This window comes from Bacillus sp. CFBP9009, from assembly GCF_036541465.1.
Classification (GTDB): domain Bacteria; phylum Bacillota; class Bacilli; order Bacillales; family DSM-1321; genus Peribacillus.
Genome location: NZ_JAZHFU010000005.1, coordinates 214,715 through 232,141, shown reverse-complemented (window position 1 = coordinate 232,141; position 17,427 = coordinate 214,715). Strand labels below are relative to the sequence as shown.

Sequence of the window (17,427 nt, the reverse complement as noted above, 5' to 3'; positions counted from 1 at the left end):
GGCATTCACCTATTAGTTCTGTTCTGCATACGCTGTCTTGAAGATCACATCTGTATTGTGAGGGAGAGTGTGAAAGTGACAGGAAAAGTGATGCATTATTTCGCAGGAGGCAATACGGCTAAAGGTTTTTATAGTTTATATGATTCCAATTTGGCAGGTTTGGAAAGATTATTCATTTTAAAAGGCGGACCTGGTTCCGGTAAATCGACCATTATGAAAAAAATCGGCCAAGAATGGCTGGATAAAGACTATGACATCGAGTATTTACATTGTTCGTCCGATAATGATTCCATTGATGGAGTGATCATTCCTGCTTTGAAAATCGGACTCGTGGATGGGACCGCGCCGCATGTGATTGAGCCGAAGGCACCTGGGGCCATTGAGGAATATGTCAATCTAGGGGCTGCCTGGAATTCCCAGCAGCTGGCTTCTGAAAGAGCGGCCATCATAAGATTGACGAATGCAAGAAGCAAGAGTTTCGAGAAGGCATATGCCCTATTCGCTGAAGCATTGAAGATACATGATGAATGGGAAGACATTTATAAAGCAAATATTGATTTCGCTAAATTGAATGGGTTGACCAATAAATTGATAGAAGGCTTTTATAGAGATATAACCCTTAATAAGAAGTCGGATGTTCGTCACCGATTCTTAGGGGCAGCTACACCAAAAGGTGCAGTTGATTTCATCCCAAATATTACTGAGGGAATACAAAAACGGTACTTTTTAAAGGGACGTCCAGGTTCAGGGAAATCAACGATGCTGAAGAAGATTGCAAAGGCTGCGGAGCAAAGGGGCTTTGATGTGGAAGTATATCATTGCGGATTCGATCCGCATAGCTTGGACATGGTAATCGTCCGGGAGGTAGGGATCGCCATTTTTGACAGCACATCACCGCATGAATATTTCCCGAGTTGTGAAGGTGATGAAATCATAGATATATATAAAACAGCTATCCTGCCTGGAACAGATGAAATTTATGCCGATCAGATAAAGGATGTTTCCACCAGGTACCGGACAAAAATGAATGAAGCGACAGCAAATCTGGCTAAGGCGAAAGAGCTGCATGACGAACTTGAAAAGATTTATGTAAAAGCAATGGACTTTACAGCCATCGATGACATTCAAAGAGACATCCAAGAACAGATCATTGAACGGGCACAAGATGTCGATAGCCAAACGATTCTGCATTAAGAAAACAAACTGCGCCTATTTTAATAGGTGCAGTTTATTTATATACAAAAGACGATTTTTTAATGACGGAAGTCACACAAGAATAGATACGGGTTTGTTAAACGTGTTTATCCATGTCCTTTCGGTTAAAATAGGGATTATATTGAAAAAAAGGAGCCGGTTGAATTGATAAAGACGATTGCGATTGATATGGACGGAACATTGTTAAACAAAATGCAAAAGGTCAGTGAGGATAATAAGCAAGCTATCCAGAGGGCGCAAAGTGAGGGAGTGGAAGTGATCATTGCTACTGGAAGATCTTATGTGGAAGCAAGGTTCGCTTTAGATGAAGCAGGCATCGTTTGCCCTGTCATCTGTGTAAATGGGGCTGCCCTCTTCACGGAGGACGGAAATATTGCCGCTTCCAATCCAATGTCAGCTGCCACTGCTAAAATGGTCGCCGGATTCCTAGAAGAACAAGGGATTTATTTCGAAATATATACGAGTCAGGGAATTTATTCTAAAGACTATGAAAACGCAATATCTGTTTTGGTTGATGTATTCGTTACAGCCAATCCGGACATTGACCCTGAGAATATGCGGAAATATGCGGAGGAGCGTTTACAGCTTGGACAGGTAACTTCCATTTCCGATTATTCCGAGTTATTCAGCCGTTCGAATGAGGAATATTATAAAATTCTCAGCTTCTCAAAGGATTTAAATTTATTAAATGAAATTGCTTCGAAATTGAAAGGACAGGGAGTTACAGTCACTTCATCGGGACGTGAAAATGTGGAAATCATGAGTGAAACAGCTCAAAAAGGTACGGCACTTGAAACATATGTGAATGGAAAATCCGGCTCGATGCAGGAAACGATGGCTATTGGGGATAATTATAATGATGTATCCATGTTTGAACGGGTAGGATTGTCTGTCGCAATGGGAAATGCCCCGCTTGAAATAAAAAAACTGTGTGATGAAGTAACAGGCAAGAATGATGAATCCGGTGTAGCGGAGGCCATTTTAAAGGTACTTAAACAGTCAGCCTATTAAACTCATGAATCGAAGGGGGAAAGACTTTTGAAAAAATTGCTCTTATTTTTCCTTATGGCTGCATTGATTTTAACTGGCTGTAACATGAATGATGATGACAGTAAAACCGAGCCGAATCCTGACAAGGAAGTGACAGGCACTTTAGGTGAAGATCCGGATGTGCTGGTAACGAACTTGCATGTCCCATGGTCGATTCAGAAGAATGGGGACACAATGTATGTTTCGGAGCGGACAGGAACTATCGTTGAATGGGACAAGGGTGAGATGACACGGCAAAAGGTCAACCTAAAAAAGACATTGTCATCTAAAGCGGAAGCTGGGTTGCTTGGATTTTTATTAGCTCCCGATTTTTCTAACAGTGGGCAAGCTTTCGCTTATTATACGTATGAAGAAGGCGGGAATTCCATTAATCGAATCGTCATTTTAGAAAAAAATGATGATGAGTGGCAGGAGATGGAGACCTTAATCGACGGAATACCAAGCGGGGACTTCCACCATGGCGGCAGGATCATGATTGGTCCGGATGATAAGCTATATGCAGCGACAGGTGACGCAAGAAGGGCTGAGATCGCACAGGACACAGATTCTTTAGGCGGGAAAATTCTGCGCATGAACCTGGATGGCACCATTCCGAACGATAATCCTTTCGCGAATTCATACGTCTATTCATACGGTCACCGCAATCCACAAGGCCTTGCTTGGGACGAAGCAGGACAGTTGTATGAAAGTGAGCATGGAGATTCGGCTCACGATGAATTAAATAAAATTGATCCGGGTAAGAACTATGGCTGGCCAGAGATACAGGGCGATGAGCAAAAAGCTGATATGGTAAAACCATTGATTCATTCCGGTGAAAATACATGGGCTCCTTCTGGCATGGCCTATTTTGACGGAAAGCTCTATTTTGCAGCCTTAAGGGGCGAAGCACTTAAGAGTTATGATGTGAAAAGCGGAAAACTGACTAATATCATCACAGGCTCAGGAAGGATACGCGATGTATTCGTTGATGAAGAATTTCTTTATTTCATAAGCAACAATACGGACGGCCGAGGAAATCCTGATGAAAAGGATGATAAACTTTATCGTTTGCCGCTATCTCGGTTAAATATGCCTTGATGTAATTAATGAGAAGAAAGGAAGCATATAATCGGAAACCTAGCTAATAGCGGGGTTTCCTTTTTGGTTTATGTCCTATAAACTTACGAGTAAAAGCGCGAAACTCACGAGTATTTGCGCAAAATTCACGAGTAAAAGCACCAAACTCACGAGTAACGCCCAAATTCACGAGTAAAAGCGCAAAACTCACGAGTAAAAGCGTGAAATTCACGAGTAAAAGCGCAAAACTCACGAGTAAAAGCGCGAAACTCACGAGTAAAAGCGTGAAACTCACGAGTAACGCCCAAATTCACGAGTAAAAGCGCAAAACTCACGAGTAAAAGCGCAAAATTCACGAGAAAAAGCACCAAATCACGAGTAAAAGCGTGAAACTCACGAGTAACGCCCAAATTCACGAGTAAAAGCACCAAATCACGAGTAAAAGCGTGAAATTCACGAGTAAAAGCGTGAAACTCACGAGTAACGCCCAAACTCACGAGTAAAAGCGCAAAATTCACGAGAAAAAGCACCAAAATCACGAGTATTTCCTCCAAACTCTCAAATAAAAGCCCGAACCTCCTGAAAAGAGGTTTTTTTTGTTGTGTTTGAAGCGGTGGAGAAGCTTAGGAAACAGTGTGTCTACGATTATTTTCGTTCATCCGAAGGCTAGACATTTTTAATGAATAGGTGTATAGTTACCTAGGTAACTACTTTACAGGAGGAATACCTTTGTCCTTTCAAAATGGTTTTTTTCATCATAACTTACAATTTTCAAGGTCATTTACCAAAAAGTTAAATGAACAATTGGCCAAGGTTGATCTTTTTCATTCCCAATGGTCGATTGTATATTATCTGTATCAGTTTGGCTGTTCTACGCTTGTTGAAATAAGCACTTATCTAGATGTGGAGAAACCGACGGTAACCAGGACGGTAAACCGGTTGGAAGAACTTGATTTGATTGAACAAGTCCCAGGAAAAGATAAACGGGAACGGAGAATACAGTTAACGGAGTCAGGTTTAAGGACTTATCAAGAGGCCAAAAAGGTAGTTGAAGAATTTGAACTTCAATTAATGAGCGGTTTGGCTGAAGAAGACCGGGAGGCAACGTTACGTACGTTGATTTTCCTGAAGGAAAAATTAAAACAATAGTAAGGAAGAAGGATTGAAATGAATCACAAACCGAAATTGTGGACGAAAGACTTTCTGATTGTCTCGTCTGCGAACTTTTTTCTATTTTTAACTTTTTATGTCTTGATGGTGACATTGACCATTTACACGATGGATAACTTTCATGCGTCGCAAGCACAAGCAGGGCTTGCTTCGAGTATTTTTGTTCTTGGGGCTGTGCTTGTCAGACCGATTGCAGGGAAAAAAATTGATAAGATCGGCCGCAGAAGGATGTTGCTTGGCTCGTTGGTGCTATTCCTGATTGCATCCATTGGCTATTTCCTGGTGAATGGTTTATCCCTCTTATTGATCGATCGGCTTATTCACGGTTTTGCTTTTGGCCTTGCCACTACGGCAACTGGAACGATTGCTGCAGATATCATTCCGAATGAAAGACGCGGGGAAGGCACAGGTTACTTTGCCATGAGTACAAACTTGGCAATGGCTTTCGGTCCGTTTATTGGATTGCTGATAACACAGCATTTCAGTTATTCCATCATTTTCTATGCAGCCTCCTTATTTGCCGCGTTTTCTTTAGTCGCATCGTTATTCATGAATGTGCCTGAAGGGGAAAAGGTCGGAGCTTCACCACAAAAAGGATTTAAAATCAGTGATTACTTTGAAAAAAGGGCACTGCCCATATCCATTTTTATCGGATTTGCCGGATTTACCTATTCGAGCATCTTGTCCTATTTAACGTCTTTTGCAAAAGAAATGGATTTAATGGATGCGGCGAGCTTTTTCTTTGTCGTATTTGCTGTATTCCTTTTGGCGTCCCGTCCGTTTACAGGCCGGATGTTTGATGTGAAGGGGGAAAATGCAGTTATTTATCCATCGCTCTTGCTATTTGCCGTCGGTATGGTCATCCTGAGCCAATCCCATCATGGTATCACGCTTCTGATTGCCGGCGCCTTTATCGGAGTGGGGTATGGTACGTTCCAATCAAGCAGTCAAGCGATTTCCATCAAGGAAGCCCCCTCAAATCGGATGGGATTAGCCACATCCACGTTTTTTACAATGTATGACTTCGGTATTGGTGTGGGCCCATTCCTATTGGGATTCCTTATTCCATATACAGGGTTCAAAGGGTTATTCATAGGAATGTCGATCTTTGCGTTCATACTTATTGGCATTTATTACTTGGCGCATGGAAAAAAAGCCTCGGCAAGAGTGAAAATGCAGCATGAGGAACGCTTGTCTGCCTAATTTTTTGAATATGATTGTATAAAATGAAGAATTTTGGGGATGCTTATATTATGATTGATTTTCCAAAGTATCCCCCTTTTCTCCGCCTGTATCCCACAGGCGTTTTTTTTATGCCATAAACAAAGAAAACCGCCATATTGGCGGTTTCTTTAAAACTTATAGGTCCATAATCGTTCTTTGCGGATCCAGTCTAGAAAATCGGCATCCTGATTTTCGAATTTCTCTTTCCAGTCGATCACCATTGCCTGAGTTTGTGAACGGTGGGCAGTGAATGTGGCTACCTTTTTTTCTTCGACGGCAGAGATATCATGGATGATGTCAGGTTGCCCTAATTCGTCAATGCAGTTATTCGAGAAGGCGACACAATGAAGTTTAGGCCTCTCTTTCGCTTCCATTCTTTCAACGGCCCTAACCACAGCCCGTGCTGTCGCTTCATGGTCTGGATGGACACTGTATCCTGGGTAAAACGTAATGATCAATGAAGGATTCAATTCATTGATGGCATCGGTAAATAATGAAGTCAGCTTTTCATCATCTTCGAATTCAATTGTCTTATCACGCAATCCAAGCATGCGTAAATCTTGGATGCCAATCGCATTTGCTGCATCGATTAATTCCTTTTTACGAATTTTAGGGAGCGATTCCCTTGTTGCAAATGGAGGGTTTCCTAAATTACGTCCCATTTCTCCTAAAGTTAAGCATAAATAGGTGACAGGAGTGCCCGCTTCTCTATGAAGGGCAAGCGTTCCGGAGACCGAGAAGGCTTCATCATCGGGATGTGGGAATATAACTAATACATGGCGTTCTTTTTCCAAGGTATATTTCTCCTTCCGTTCTACTTACAGTGAGTATGGTTATCGGTGAATGGGAGTTTTCATCGGAATTATATGATATATATCAAGCAAGTTGTCATCATTCAAAAGGAGTGGGACTGAGCTGCATGGAGACAGCAAGCTTTCCGGAAAAATCAAGGCCTGCCAATAGCAATCTCCCTTGTTCATCCATTTCGAAGTGGTTAACGCCTTCTGCATATACCCAGCCAATATTGAGCTTCAAGCCGATGCGGTAGGGTCCATCCCCAACTATCTTCCCATGTTCATACTGTATAAGAGCATTACGAATATAAGCACCTGCCGAAAAGAAAGCTTCATCTACATGAGTGGCATAGGCACCATTTGTCGTTTCAAGGTGAAGATATACATCTTGTCCGGCGAAAGAATCAATGGCATTTTGCACCTCTGTACGGTCTATAGGTTTCATTCTATAATTTCCTCCTTAACTGGGCGGCTAGATAAGCTTTTCCTTCTTTCTATTTTACTAAATAAAAACAAAAAAAGCGAAAAAGGCCGCTCGATGAATTTGAGCGGCCATTAAACTTGATGTTTTATTTTTGTGTTTTTTCAGCGATTCCATATTTATGGTATGCACCATGATTGACAGGTCCAACATAGTCATTCATCTTCCAAGAATGGCGAACGGCCTCGGTGATGAAGTCTTTAGCAATGAGGATAGCCTCACGCGGGCTTTTCCCTTCAGCCAATTGAGCTGCAATGGCTGCTGAAGATGAACAGCCGGCACCATGTGTATTGGTCGTTTCGATTTTTTCTGATTCAAGGATTTCAAATTCAGTTCCATCATATAAAAGGTCAATGGCTTTATCATGATCCAGCTTATTACCGCCTTTGATCAAGACATATTTTGCACCAAGTGCATGAATCTTTTCGGCTGCAGCCCTCATATCGTCAATCGTCTTGATAGGCGCAGTTCCCGCTAACTGAGCGGCCTCGAACAGGTTTGGCGTGACTACAGTTGCACGTGGAACAAGCAGTTCGCGCAGAGCTACAGCTGTTTCAGGGTGCAACACTTCATCTTCACCTTTACATACCATAACTGGATCGATTACGACCTTGTCCAGCTTCAACTCGTCTATTTTACGGGCAACAAGTTCAATGATTTCCACTGATCCAAGCATTCCCGTTTTCATGGCATCAATGCCGATTGATAGAATCGTTTCGATTTGGGCTTCCAAAACCTCGACCGGTGTAGGGAATACATTATGGGACCAGCCATTCTTAGGATCCATCGTCACGATTGTCGTTAAAGCGGACATACCGTAAACGCCGAATTCTTGGAATGTCTTTAAATCTGCTTGAAGACCCGCACCGCCGCTCGAATCCGATCCGGCAACTGTCATAGCTCTTTTCATAGTCATTATGTGACCTCCTCAGGAGAATTAGATATCGATATTATCAGCATACCAGTTAATATCCTATTTTTAGAATATACCAAAATTTCTTTTATGTAAAACTTAGTTTTCACCTTAATATGAGTACCTTAAGAAAGGTAATGGAATTGCCACGCATGAGTCATTTTTCGGACCTGGAATTCAGAAAATAAAATGGGTGGGTGGCCTGCTTTTTAGCTTTTTGATCCTACTTTCCACCTTTTATTACAAAGCAAAGTTTGTGAAGGTGTCATTATTTTCAAAGTTGATTTAAAATATTTAAATATAGTGGATACATTTAGTATAGCTTTACCGTTCGATGCAGGATTAAACCCAAAAAAGGAGGGTGATTTCTATGGAATGGACAATGTTGCTTTTAGCTGGTGGGAAATCAAGCCGTATGGGCGTGAATAAGGCCCTGTTGACCATAGGCGGCGTTGTGAACATTTCAAGAGTGGCATCCGAATTGAAAAAGGTGTCAGAAAACATTATGGTCATTACGAATACAGTTGAAGAATATCGTTTTCTGCAGCTGGCGCTAATTCCGGATTTACATAAAGATCAAGGACCTCTTGGAGGATTGCATGCAGGGTTGACCTCATCGAAAACGGAGCTTCAGTTCCTTGCAGCCTGTGATATGCCGTTTGTGAATGCAGATGCCATAAAGGATATCATTTCCCATTATGAACCTGAATTCGATGCTGTCATTCCAGAAATAAATGGCAGGCTCCAGCCGCTTTTTGCTGTTTACCATAAAAGGTGTCTTCCTGTACTGACGGAGTGTTTATTAAAACATGAATTGAAAATGAGACTATTTTTGGAAAAGATTTCGGTGAAAATCATGAAAGAAACCGAATTTAAGTTATATCGCGAGAATCCTGAACATTTTCACTACCTTTTTTTCAATATGAATACGATGGAAGATTATAAAGAGGCAGGTTATATTGATCAAACTGAATTATATATAAAGGATGGTAGACATGAATTATAATATTTCAAAAGAGCCGATTGTCATCCAGGAAGTGATTGATAAAGTAGTCAGTCGAAATGCAGGTGCCGTCACGACCTTTATTGGTACGGTGAGGGAAATGACGAAAGGAAAAAAGACTCTCTTCTTAATATACGAAGCGTATGAACCGATGGCCATCAAGAAATTGGAGCAAATCGGATCTGAGATCAAGGAGCGTTGGCCTGATGCAGAAACGGCGATCACCCATCGTGTAGGTAAACTAGAAATCACGGATATCGCAGTGGTTATTGCCGTTAGTACGCCACACCGAAATGATGCATATGAGGCAAACAGGTATGCGATTGAAAGAATTAAAGAAATCGTCCCGATTTGGAAAAAAGAACATTGGGAAGATGGGGAGACATGGGTCGGAAACCAGTTGGAAACCGTTCCATATCCAACGGGGAAACCGGAAGAGGGGGATATTGATGATTAATGTACTTTTATTTGCCCAATTGAAAGATGAGCTAGGCAAAGAGACTGTTACTATAGAAGGAAATGGAATGAGTGTGGCCCAGCTAAAAGGAAAACTGAAGGTGGATTTTCAATTGGAAGGTCTTGAAACTGTGATGACAGCGGTCAATGAAGAATTTGCCGATGATGACACAATTCTATCTGATGGAGATACCGTAGCTTTCATTCCGCCTGTCAGTGGAGGCTAAAGCATTCGGAAGGGAGGGTTCACGGTGAAAGAGCGATTTTCAAGGCAGACTTTATTCGCCCCCATTGGTGAAGGGGGCCAATTGAAAATTATGAAGAAGCATGTATTGCTTCTTGGTGCAGGGGCTTTGGGATCTGCTAATGCCGAGGCCCTTACTCGTGCAGGAGTAGGGAAGCTTACTATTGTCGACAGGGATTATGTCGAGACCAGTAATTTACAGCGCCAACAAATGTATACGGAACGGGATGTCGAGGAGAAACTGCCAAAAGCAGAAGCGGCAAAGCGTCATTTATTTGATATCAATCATGAAGTAGAAGTGAATGCCATCATCATGGACGCAAATGCCCAGAACCTCGAGCAGCTGCTTAGTGATGTTGATTTGATATTGGATGCAACCGATAATTTTGAGACACGGATGATCATTAATGATTTATCACAAAAGCTTCATATACCGTGGATTTATGGGGCATGTGTGGGGAGTGTGGGGATGACTTTGACGATCCTTCCCGGACAGACTCCATGTTTGCACTGTTTGCTGAAAGCGATCCCCATTCAAGGTATGACCTGTGACACAGGAGGAATCATATCACCAGCTGTAACGATGGTAGTGGCACACCAAACTGCCGAAGCTTTGAAAATCCTTGTGGAAGATTGGGAATCGGTACGACCTGCACTTGTTTCTTTTGATCTGTGGAGAAATCAATACCAGACCGTTAAATTGACAAAAGCGAAAAAGAAAGATTGTCTCTCATGCGGGGAGCGAAGGACATACCCCTTTTTAACACTGGAAAATGCAACGAAAACGGCTGTTCTTTGCGGGAGGGATACTGTACAGGTAAGACCTCCAAAACCTTTGAAACTGCAACTCGAGAAATTAGCCAAGGATCTGGACGGCAGCGGCTATTCGGTGAAATTCAATCCATTTCTTCTCTCTTGTGAAAAAGCTGGGGAGCGTATCGTCATTTTCAAGGATGGAAGGGCGTTGATTCACGGTACGAAGGACATGGTCCATGCAAAGGCCACGTACCAAAGAATCCTGGGATAATAGATTATAAAAAACGAGGCTGCCTGTTAAGGAGCCTCGTTTTTTATGAATCCATATAGGGTAATGGCCATCGGGTTTTAGTGTGTAACCCCGTCTTTATTATCTTGTTTGGAAGCGACGATGACTACTTTTCCTTCGTCCAGAACTTCCTCGTAACGTTCTGCCTCCATATCACTAAGGCCAAGGTTGCTCATTCGATTACGAAGTTCATCTCCGCGTGATTTAAAGAGATTTCCGACGGTATCAAGGAAACCTTGTTCCTTCATGCCTACACCTTCTGTATTTGTATTCTCGGTAAGGTGTTTTGAACGGGTTTTGTCATGGGCAAACAAATATACATCGTCTTTCGTATAACCTGATGTAACTAATTCATCGATTTTTTCCTTTGCTTGTAAACCGTTTTCTACTACATGTACTTGATACATATAAACTCCTCCTTGAATTTTAGTAAGATTCTCTTGAAAATAGGTAAATGGAATCTTGCTTATTACAGTTGCTGATTGGCTATAGTAGTATATAACCTTGTTTGGGCACGGATAAACATTTTTATCGAAGAATATTTAGTAAGTGGTGAAGCGGAATACCTTTTGAATGCGGTAGGTCAAGTATTTGAAGACAGGCAGTTTCTTTTGGTATTCACTGTAATCCACCGTGTAAGTTCCGTTTTGATTTGTCCAAAGTCTTTGAAAATAGCTATCGACATCCTTGGAAACGTCAGCATCATTTGGAGCATGGATTTCAACATTCGCTTCAAGATTATAGTCATCTAGATTGCGGGAGGTATAATTAGCCGATCCTCCAAGGATAACCGTTTCATTAGCCTTTTGGATCATCATCAATTTTGTATGGAACTGTTCTTTATCTGTTTTGTACCAGCGGATCGAGATGTTTTCATCCCCCAGTTTTTCAAATTCGGCGGCAACCGGAAGGTTGGGAAGCCCGATTTTCTCACTTCCGAAAGCGTTTTGATTCGGATCCAATATCATTTGAATCTTCACACCCCGTTCAGCTGCATCCGTTAATGCCTCGACAACCTCGCGATCGGCAATGTAGAACATGGCAAGATGGATCTTGTCCCCCTTTTTTGCATCCTTAATTGCCTTAAGGACATGTTTATTGATTTTTCCTTCCGTTAGCAGTTGTACCGATATCGGTCCTTTATCTGCCGATGTCCCTTTGAACTCAGGAAATGACTTTGGTCCTCCCGAGAATTTCGAAGCGGCTTCTTCGGCTTTAAGAAAATCGCCGATGATATTCCCATCCATCTGGAACGCGATATTGGAATGGAATCCACTTGCGTCATGAGGATTGGCAGATGAGATGATGGCCGTTTTTTCAGTAGCGACCACTTTTCTGTGATTGGCTTTGATATTCATCAGTCTAAGATAAGAACGCAAGGTGACCTTTGGTGCGCTTTTGGCCATTGGATTCACAATCCAGCCTTTTCCGCTTTCACCGAACCATTGGAAAAAGGTCCGATACACACCTGAATAGAGAGGATTCGGATCCCGGAGGCGGTCTAAGTTGGTAACAATGACATCAATTCCATTTTTCTTCATCGTTTCCAATGCCTCTAATTGGTAGGCATTATAGGAAGTATTCACTTCATCTGTAATGAATATAACCTGGAGATCAGGTTTCCTTTTCTTCTGTTTCACCAGATTATCCTTCAGAGTCTCGGTTAACTTCGGGAAGTTTATCTTTTCATCATAAAAAGCATTAAACAAAAACATATCGATTACGATATAAGAATCAGCCTCTTCTATCGCTTGATTTATGGTTTGGAAAATTCGCTGCTCATGTTGCAGATTCCCTTGTTCATCGTGATAGGAAAGGTCATAGATGAAATCGATATCCTCGACATGATGAACTTTTCCTTCATAAGAAATACCATCGGGGAGAGGCTTGTAGCTGTTATAGACGATTACGATTGCAATGACGATCAAAATGCTGACAAGCAGATAAAATCGTTTTCTTTTGTACCATTTTTTCATAGGGAATCCTCCAACATGGTTAAATTGCTTGCTAACTTTCTTATTTCCCACTTTTGGGGTATATAGAAACATAAATCGTAATCTATGGAAAAGGCAAGGCGATTAAGTTTGATATAATATAGTTTCAAAAAGTGGAAAGGGGCTGTGGCAGATGGAAAAGCAGTTATTGACAAATGATTGGTGGCCTCTATTGAAAGAGGAATTCAAAAAAGAATATTACCAGGAGCTAAGGGGATTTATAAAGCAAGAGTACAGCCAGCAAGTCATTCATCCTGATCAGGACGATATTTTCAATGCGCTTCACTATACTCCTTATGAAGACGTAAAGGTTGTCATCCTTGGACAGGACCCTTACCATGGCCCTGGTCAAGCGCATGGCCTTAGTTTTTCAGTTAAGCCGGAAGTTCGCATCCCACCCTCTTTAAGAAATATCTTTAAAGAGTTAAACACCGATCTAGGCTATGATGTTCCGGATAATGGTTACCTTGTTGAATGGGCAAAACGGGGAGTGCTTCTATTGAATACCGTCTTGACTGTGCGTGAGGGAGAGGCGCACTCACACCGCGGAAAAGGATGGGAAATCTTTACGAATCAAGTTATTCGCCTATTGAATGACCGTCCGAAATCGGTTGTATTCATCCTGTGGGGAAAACCTGCTCAAACCAAAATCCCTTTAATTGATGAAACCCGCCATAAAATCATTAAGTCCGTACATCCAAGTCCGTTGTCGGCTTCCCGTGGTTTCTTTGGCACAAAACCTTTTTCCAAAACAAATCAATTGCTGTTGGAAATGGGGGAATCCCCAATTGATTGGGAAATCACGAACCGATGATATGGGCAGGAAAACGAAACGGGTGAATTGTATGGCGTGCAGTCATTTCTATATAACTTGGGATCCCAGTTTTCCAAAGGGCTGCCGTGCTTTTCAATTCAAAACATCAAACCAGCCTTCTCTTGATGTCTTTCATTCTTCAGGACAGCTATGCTTGAAATTTCAAGCCAAGCCAATGAAAAGGTAGGAAATATGCAAGGTGTTTTCTTCTCTGATTTTTGCTATGCTAGTTATGATAGTTTTGACCTGTATATAGACGAGGTGGTAAAGTTGGTTATTTCATCAAGACAAATGTTAGATAAAATCGAAGAGCTTGTTTTAAAAGCGAAACAGGCAAATTCAGAGGATAAGGTGCAGGGGTATGTAATCGCCATTAAGTCCCTTTGTGAAGTAATGGTGGATGAAAAAGCAGCGAACATCAGCATGCCGAAGCCAATCACATTGACCCAGCCCGTTATGTCGGCTACACCGAATGTAGAACCGGTTAAAATGGATGAGGCCAATGGGGAGTCCTTGTTCGATTTTTAAATTAGGGAAGGGGAGCGAAATAATTGAAACTGTTCATCATTTTAGGTGCATTGAATGGGTTTATTGCTGTGGCACTAGGTGCATTCGGTGCACACGGGCTGGAAGGGAAAATTCCTGATAAATATTTAGAAACCTGGCAAACCGCTGTTCAATATCAAATGTTCCATGCGGTTGGTTTATTGGTAATCGGAATATTGGCTGGGAAGATTTCAAGTCCGCTGATCAACTGGTCCGGCTGGCTTATGCTAATAGGAATTATCCTGTTTTCCGGAAGCCTATTCGTTCTAAGCGTTACGCAAATCAAAGTCCTAGGGGCCATCACACCGCTTGGCGGGGTTTCATTCTTGGTTGCTTGGGTCTTAATGATCATTGCTGCATATAAATACTTGTAATGAAGGTAGCTGATCTTCTGGGTCAGCTCTTTTTGGGAAAAAGTCATTCCAATATAAGAAGAGCCTCAGAATCAAATAGATTCTGAGGCTCTTCTATATAGGATTTTTTTACCTTGGCGAATAGGTGGTAAGCCCAGTGCCTCCAAATGGATATTCATATTCGATTTCTTCATCAAACGTTATATAATCTAAGTATACCATCGGGATTAAGTATCGTTTTCCCGTTTGAGGATCGCTTATGATTAAGTGATCGCGTCCTGCAGCCTCGATGATTCCTTTGAAGATCTTGGCATTCCATTCCTTGTTGTTTTCAAACGTTGTATAAACAGTGGCCAATTTCCCTTTATTCAAACGCAAGATGTTCTCGATGTACGACTGTTCGACCGGAAGCATGCCAGGTATCTGTGGTCCGGAAGGGGGTTGACCCATCGTCATCGGCACTTGTTGTGGTGTGCCTGCCATAGTGGGCTGTTGTTGCTGGTATGATGGCTGTTGGTATCCTTGCTGCGGGTAACCTTGTTGCTGATTAGGATTTTGCTGCCTTAGTTCAGGCACATTATTTTCATAGGGGTAATAAGGGCTTCCTCCGTACGGATAATTACCATAAGGATTATTTTGTGACATTACATTCCCTCCTAAATTCAAGGTTTAGTTGATGCTGTGGAATTTGGACAATCCGAGAGTGTGGACTGGGAGAACAGTGCGATTTATAGCGACCGGTAGTATTGTATATGTTTTCTGGACAATCCCCGGGTGGCTTAAAAAACCACAATGAATGTTAAGCGATACATAACGGCTGCCGTTCATGATATAAACCATATCCTCTTGCCGGCTAATGAATAGAAGTAACGTTCCTTCACCTCGCTGGAGTCAGGAATTGCCTTGATCAATTTTCCTGAAGCTGAATGGGACTGTGAAAAAATAAATTCATCACTATTGAAAATGTATGGGATGTGGATTGGATTTATTCCACAGCCGGGGAAAAATAAAAAGGAGGGGACGTAAAAAAAGCTTCCGGAAACCGGAAGCCCATCGTCTTATACGTATAGGAATGAAGGTACGTTTTCTTCCGGCAGGATATTGCCTACAAAGAAAGAACCAAATGCAGCGTAACGTGCACTCACTTCATCAAAACGCATTTCATAGATTAATTTTTTAAATTGAAGGACATCATCTGCGAACAGTGTAACGCCCCATTCATAATCGTCAAAACCGACAGAACCCGAAATGATTTGTTTTACTTTACCGGCATAACTGCGGCCAATCAAGCCGTGGGAACGCATTAAGCCTTTGCGCTCTTCCATGGAAAGCATATACCAGTTATCATCGCCATCACGACGCTTGTCCATTGGATAGAAGCATACATGTTTCGCTTTTGGAAGTATCGGATAAAGTCTGGAACGGACATGAGGGTTCTGGTAAGGGTCCTCACCATCTCCTCCAGCTAAGTAATTGCTTAATTCCACGACGGAAACGTATGAATAAGCGGGAACTGTATATTCGGCAAGCTTCGTTTTGTTGAATTCGTTTTCAATTGCATTCAATTCTTCCATGGTAGGGCGGGCAAACATAAGCATGAAGTCCGCTTTCTGACCTACGATGGAATATAGGGCATGGCTGCCTTCATTGTCGCTTTGTGTCATATTCCATTTATCCAGTAAACCTTGGAATTCTGAGATGGCCAATTGGCGTTCGTCGCTTGATAACGTTTTCCAAGAAGCCCAGTCGATCAGACGGAAATCATGTAAACAATACCAGCCGTCCAGTGTTTGTGCTGCTTCACTCATTACGATCACTCCTAAGTCTTATTATAACTTTAATATAACATAGTTTCAGTATAAGGAAATTTATATCAACCCGCAAACACCATCACTGTTTTTCGGTGTTCAAACAATTTTCAAATTTGCGGATTGGCAGGGTACCAAAGTGGCTGGAAATTACCTGGCTGCTAGAGTATTCTTAAAAGAAGACGGCAATGGATTTTCATCGAATGGTTAAATATAAAAAAAATGGGGGAAACGTATCTAAAAAGGAGGAAGAGCCAATGAGTGATTTATTTGAAATATTGGAATCGAAAATTATGGGGCATAATTTAAAGATCGTTTTTCCAGAAGGGTTAGATGAACGGATTTTGGGAGCGGCAGGCAGGCTTGCCAAAGCTAAACTGGTGACACCGGTATTGATCGGGGATATCGGGTTGATTCAAGAGAAGGCAAAAGATTTAAAGATCTCCCTTGATGCAATCGAAATATATGATCCGAAGAATTATATCATGATGGATGAAATGGTTGAAGCGTTCGTGAAGGTCCGTGATGGTAAAGCGACCGATGTACAAGCACGTGAAATCTTAATGGATAAGAACTATTTTGGAACCATGCTCGTCCATATGAAACTGGCACATGGAATGGTCAGCGGCGCAACTCATTCGACTGCCGATACGGTTCGGCCCGCCCTAAGGATCATTAAAACAAAGCCAGGCGTCCAAAAAACATCGGGAGTATTCATCATGGTCCGGGATGAAGAAAAATATGTGTTCGCCGATTGTGCGATCAATATAAACCCCAATTCCCAGGACCTGGCTGAAATCGCCATAGAAAGTGCGAAGACTGCACTAATGTTCGATATCGAACCGCGTGTGGCGATGCTGAGCTTTTCGACGAAGGGATCCGCAACATCCCCCGAGACCTTAAAAGTGGTTGATGCCGTCGATTTGGCAAAAGAAATGGACCCTGAAATCATCCTTGATGGGGAATTTCAGTTTGACGCGGCCTTCGTTCCTTCGGTAGCAAGAAAAAAAGCACCGGATTCCCTTATTCAGGGGGATGCGAATGTTTTTATTTTCCCAAGTCTCGAAGCAGGGAACATCAGCTATAAGATGGTACAGCGCTTGGGCGGCTTCGAAGCGGTCGGTCCGATCCTTCAGGGCCTGAATCGTCCGGTGAATGACCTTTCGAGGGGATGCAGTGAAGAGGATGTATATAAACTGGCTGTCATTACAGCGGCACAGGGGTTTGTGGCGCAGTATCAATAGGCAGCTTGAGGATTAAA

General features: G+C 42.2%; 21 protein-coding genes. 13 read left to right on the top strand and 8 right to left on the bottom strand.

Translation table 11 applies throughout. From position 1 onward, the window contains the following. Positions 1-75: 75 nt before the first annotated feature. The 3 genes from V3595_RS15890 (at position 76) to V3595_RS15880 (ending at position 3,342) form a co-directional block, all read left to right on the top strand. A complete protein-coding gene (locus V3595_RS15890) occupies positions 76-1,194 on the top strand; it encodes a PRK06851 family protein (RefSeq protein ID WP_485908221.1) in 1,119 nt (372 codons plus the stop codon). Between the two features lie 165 nt (positions 1,195-1,359). Then, the gene (locus V3595_RS15885; protein WP_485908219.1) at positions 1,360-2,226 is read left to right on the top strand and encodes a Cof-type HAD-IIB family hydrolase; all 867 of its coding nucleotides are present in this window, start codon (positions 1,360-1,362) and stop codon (positions 2,224-2,226) included. Between the two features lie 27 nt (positions 2,227-2,253). Next, the gene (locus tag V3595_RS15880; RefSeq protein ID WP_485908217.1) at positions 2,254-3,342 is read left to right on the top strand and encodes a PQQ-dependent sugar dehydrogenase; all 1,089 of its coding nucleotides are present in this window, start codon (positions 2,254-2,256) and stop codon (positions 3,340-3,342) included. Positions 3,343-3,488: 146 nt separating this feature from the next. Here V3595_RS15880 and V3595_RS15875 read toward each other — a convergent pair whose 3' ends face one another. Then, positions 3,489-3,860 (bottom strand): hypothetical protein, encoded by a 372-nt coding sequence (locus V3595_RS15875; protein WP_485908215.1) that lies wholly within the window; start codon positions 3,858-3,860, stop codon positions 3,489-3,491. 190 nt (positions 3,861-4,050) lie between these two features. On the opposite strand from V3595_RS15875, the gene V3595_RS15870 reads away from it, so the two are divergent. Together V3595_RS15870 and V3595_RS15865 are read left to right on the top strand one after the other, a co-directional pair. Beyond that, a complete protein-coding gene (locus tag V3595_RS15870; protein ID WP_485908213.1) occupies positions 4,051-4,470 on the top strand; it encodes a MarR family winged helix-turn-helix transcriptional regulator in 420 nt (139 codons plus the stop codon). An 18-nt stretch (positions 4,471-4,488) separates the two neighbouring features. After that, complete coding sequence (locus tag V3595_RS15865) at positions 4,489-5,694, top strand: MFS transporter (RefSeq protein WP_402904606.1); 1,206 nt, start codon at positions 4,489-4,491, stop codon at positions 5,692-5,694. Between the two features lie 149 nt (positions 5,695-5,843). On the opposite strand, the gene bshB2 is transcribed toward V3595_RS15865, so the two are convergent. From bshB2 to pdxK, 3 genes are all read right to left on the bottom strand, one after another. Next, positions 5,844-6,509, bottom strand: coding sequence for a bacillithiol biosynthesis deacetylase BshB2 (gene bshB2 / locus V3595_RS15860; RefSeq protein ID WP_101223880.1), 666 nt, complete (start codon positions 6,507-6,509; stop codon positions 5,844-5,846). Between the two features lie 97 nt (positions 6,510-6,606). Beyond that, entirely contained in the window at positions 6,607-6,954 is a 348-nt protein-coding gene (locus V3595_RS15855) for a YojF family protein (RefSeq protein WP_096339115.1), read from the bottom strand. Between the two features lie 124 nt (positions 6,955-7,078). After that, on the bottom strand, positions 7,079-7,906 hold the full coding sequence (pdxK, locus tag V3595_RS15850) for a pyridoxine/pyridoxal/pyridoxamine kinase (RefSeq protein ID WP_402904600.1): 828 nt from the start codon (positions 7,904-7,906) through the stop codon (positions 7,079-7,081). A 367-nt stretch (positions 7,907-8,273) separates the two neighbouring features. Between pdxK and mobA the strand changes: the two genes are divergently transcribed. From mobA to V3595_RS15830, 4 genes are read left to right on the top strand one after another with little or no spacing between them, the layout of a single operon-like run. Continuing rightward, positions 8,274-8,909, top strand: coding sequence for a molybdenum cofactor guanylyltransferase (gene mobA / locus V3595_RS15845; RefSeq protein WP_485908211.1), 636 nt, complete (start codon positions 8,274-8,276; stop codon positions 8,907-8,909). Then, a complete protein-coding gene (locus V3595_RS15840) occupies positions 8,899-9,363 on the top strand; it encodes a molybdenum cofactor biosynthesis protein MoaE (protein ID WP_260358804.1) in 465 nt (154 codons plus the stop codon). Before mobA ends, V3595_RS15840 begins: the two co-directional genes overlap by 11 nt. Then, positions 9,356-9,589: a molybdopterin converting factor subunit 1 gene (moaD, locus tag V3595_RS15835; protein WP_402943257.1), complete on the top strand. Its 234-nt coding sequence runs from the start codon at positions 9,356-9,358 to the stop codon at positions 9,587-9,589. The genes V3595_RS15840 and moaD overlap by 8 nt, the downstream gene beginning before the upstream one ends. A 24-nt stretch (positions 9,590-9,613) precedes the next feature. Continuing rightward, on the top strand, positions 9,614-10,633 hold the full coding sequence (locus tag V3595_RS15830; RefSeq protein WP_485908209.1) for a MoeB/ThiF family adenylyltransferase: 1,020 nt from the start codon (positions 9,614-9,616) through the stop codon (positions 10,631-10,633). Between the two features lie 77 nt (positions 10,634-10,710). Here the strand turns inward: V3595_RS15830 and V3595_RS15825 are convergent, their stop codons facing one another. Both V3595_RS15825 and V3595_RS15820 read right to left on the bottom strand, forming a co-directional pair. Continuing rightward, positions 10,711-11,058, bottom strand: coding sequence for a YflT domain-containing protein (locus V3595_RS15825; RefSeq protein ID WP_053536921.1), 348 nt, complete (start codon positions 11,056-11,058; stop codon positions 10,711-10,713). Between the two features lie 135 nt (positions 11,059-11,193). After that, positions 11,194-12,627, bottom strand: a complete 1,434-nt coding sequence (locus tag V3595_RS15820) for a phospholipase D family protein (RefSeq protein ID WP_485908206.1) — start codon at positions 12,625-12,627, stop codon at positions 11,194-11,196. Between the two features lie 151 nt (positions 12,628-12,778). Between V3595_RS15820 and V3595_RS15815 the strand changes: the two genes are divergently transcribed. The 3 genes from V3595_RS15815 to V3595_RS15805 all read left to right on the top strand — a co-directional run bounded on the left by V3595_RS15815 (position 12,779) and on the right by V3595_RS15805 (position 14,379). After that, positions 12,779-13,459 carry a uracil-DNA glycosylase gene (locus V3595_RS15815; protein ID WP_485908205.1) on the top strand — a complete coding sequence of 227 codons (681 nt, stop codon included), beginning with the start codon at positions 12,779-12,781 and terminating at the stop codon, positions 13,457-13,459. 150 nt (positions 13,460-13,609) lie between these two features. Continuing rightward, the gene (locus V3595_RS15810) at positions 13,610-13,987 is read left to right on the top strand and encodes a YwdI family protein (RefSeq protein WP_485908203.1); all 378 of its coding nucleotides are present in this window, start codon (positions 13,610-13,612) and stop codon (positions 13,985-13,987) included. Between the two features lie 23 nt (positions 13,988-14,010). Continuing rightward, positions 14,011-14,379 carry a DUF423 domain-containing protein gene (locus tag V3595_RS15805; RefSeq protein ID WP_098370223.1) on the top strand — a complete coding sequence of 123 codons (369 nt, stop codon included), beginning with the start codon at positions 14,011-14,013 and terminating at the stop codon, positions 14,377-14,379. 108 nt (positions 14,380-14,487) lie between these two features. On the opposite strand, the gene gerQ is transcribed toward V3595_RS15805, so the two are convergent. Both gerQ and hemQ read right to left on the bottom strand, forming a co-directional pair. Further along, positions 14,488-15,003, bottom strand: coding sequence for a spore coat protein GerQ (gene gerQ, locus V3595_RS15800; protein WP_485908201.1), 516 nt, complete (start codon positions 15,001-15,003; stop codon positions 14,488-14,490). 413 nt (positions 15,004-15,416) lie between these two features. Beyond that, a complete protein-coding gene (gene hemQ / locus V3595_RS15795; RefSeq protein ID WP_063234194.1) occupies positions 15,417-16,166 on the bottom strand; it encodes a hydrogen peroxide-dependent heme synthase in 750 nt (249 codons plus the stop codon). 257 nt (positions 16,167-16,423) lie between these two features. Here hemQ and pta point away from each other — a divergent pair, with 257 nt between their 5' ends. Continuing rightward, positions 16,424-17,410 carry a phosphate acetyltransferase gene (gene pta, locus V3595_RS15790; RefSeq protein ID WP_485908198.1) on the top strand — a complete coding sequence of 329 codons (987 nt, stop codon included), beginning with the start codon at positions 16,424-16,426 and terminating at the stop codon, positions 17,408-17,410. The last annotated feature ends 17 nt before the right edge of the window (positions 17,411-17,427 follow it).

What these genes read in the sequence shown, in the direction of transcription:
- V3595_RS15865 (WP_402904606.1), top strand. Translation starts at nt 4,489, where the DNA reads ATGAATCACAAACCGAAATTGTGGACGAAAGACTTTCTGATTGTCTCG.
- V3595_RS15855 (WP_096339115.1), bottom strand. Translation starts at nt 6,954, where the DNA reads ATGAAACCTATAGACCGTACAGAGGTGCAAAATGCCATTGATTCTTTC.
- pdxK (WP_402904600.1), bottom strand. Translation starts at nt 7,906, where the DNA reads ATGACTATGAAAAGAGCTATGACAGTTGCCGGATCGGATTCGAGCGGC.
- mobA (WP_485908211.1), top strand. Translation starts at nt 8,274, where the DNA reads ATGGAATGGACAATGTTGCTTTTAGCTGGTGGGAAATCAAGCCGTATG.
- V3595_RS15840 (WP_260358804.1), top strand. Translation starts at nt 8,899, where the DNA reads ATGAATTATAATATTTCAAAAGAGCCGATTGTCATCCAGGAAGTGATT.
- moaD (WP_402943257.1), top strand. Translation starts at nt 9,356, where the DNA reads ATGATTAATGTACTTTTATTTGCCCAATTGAAAGATGAGCTAGGCAAA.
- V3595_RS15825 (WP_053536921.1), bottom strand. Translation starts at nt 11,058, where the DNA reads ATGTATCAAGTACATGTAGTAGAAAACGGTTTACAAGCAAAGGAAAAA.
- V3595_RS15820 (WP_485908206.1), bottom strand. Translation starts at nt 12,627, where the DNA reads ATGAAAAAATGGTACAAAAGAAAACGATTTTATCTGCTTGTCAGCATT.
- V3595_RS15815 (WP_485908205.1), top strand. Translation starts at nt 12,779, where the DNA reads ATGGAAAAGCAGTTATTGACAAATGATTGGTGGCCTCTATTGAAAGAG.
- V3595_RS15810 (WP_485908203.1), top strand. Translation starts at nt 13,610, where the DNA reads ATGCTTGAAATTTCAAGCCAAGCCAATGAAAAGGTAGGAAATATGCAA.
- gerQ (WP_485908201.1), bottom strand. Translation starts at nt 15,003, where the DNA reads ATGTCACAAAATAATCCTTATGGTAATTATCCGTACGGAGGAAGCCCT.
- hemQ (WP_063234194.1), bottom strand. Translation starts at nt 16,166, where the DNA reads ATGAGTGAAGCAGCACAAACACTGGACGGCTGGTATTGTTTACATGAT.
- pta (WP_485908198.1), top strand. Translation starts at nt 16,424, where the DNA reads ATGAGTGATTTATTTGAAATATTGGAATCGAAAATTATGGGGCATAAT.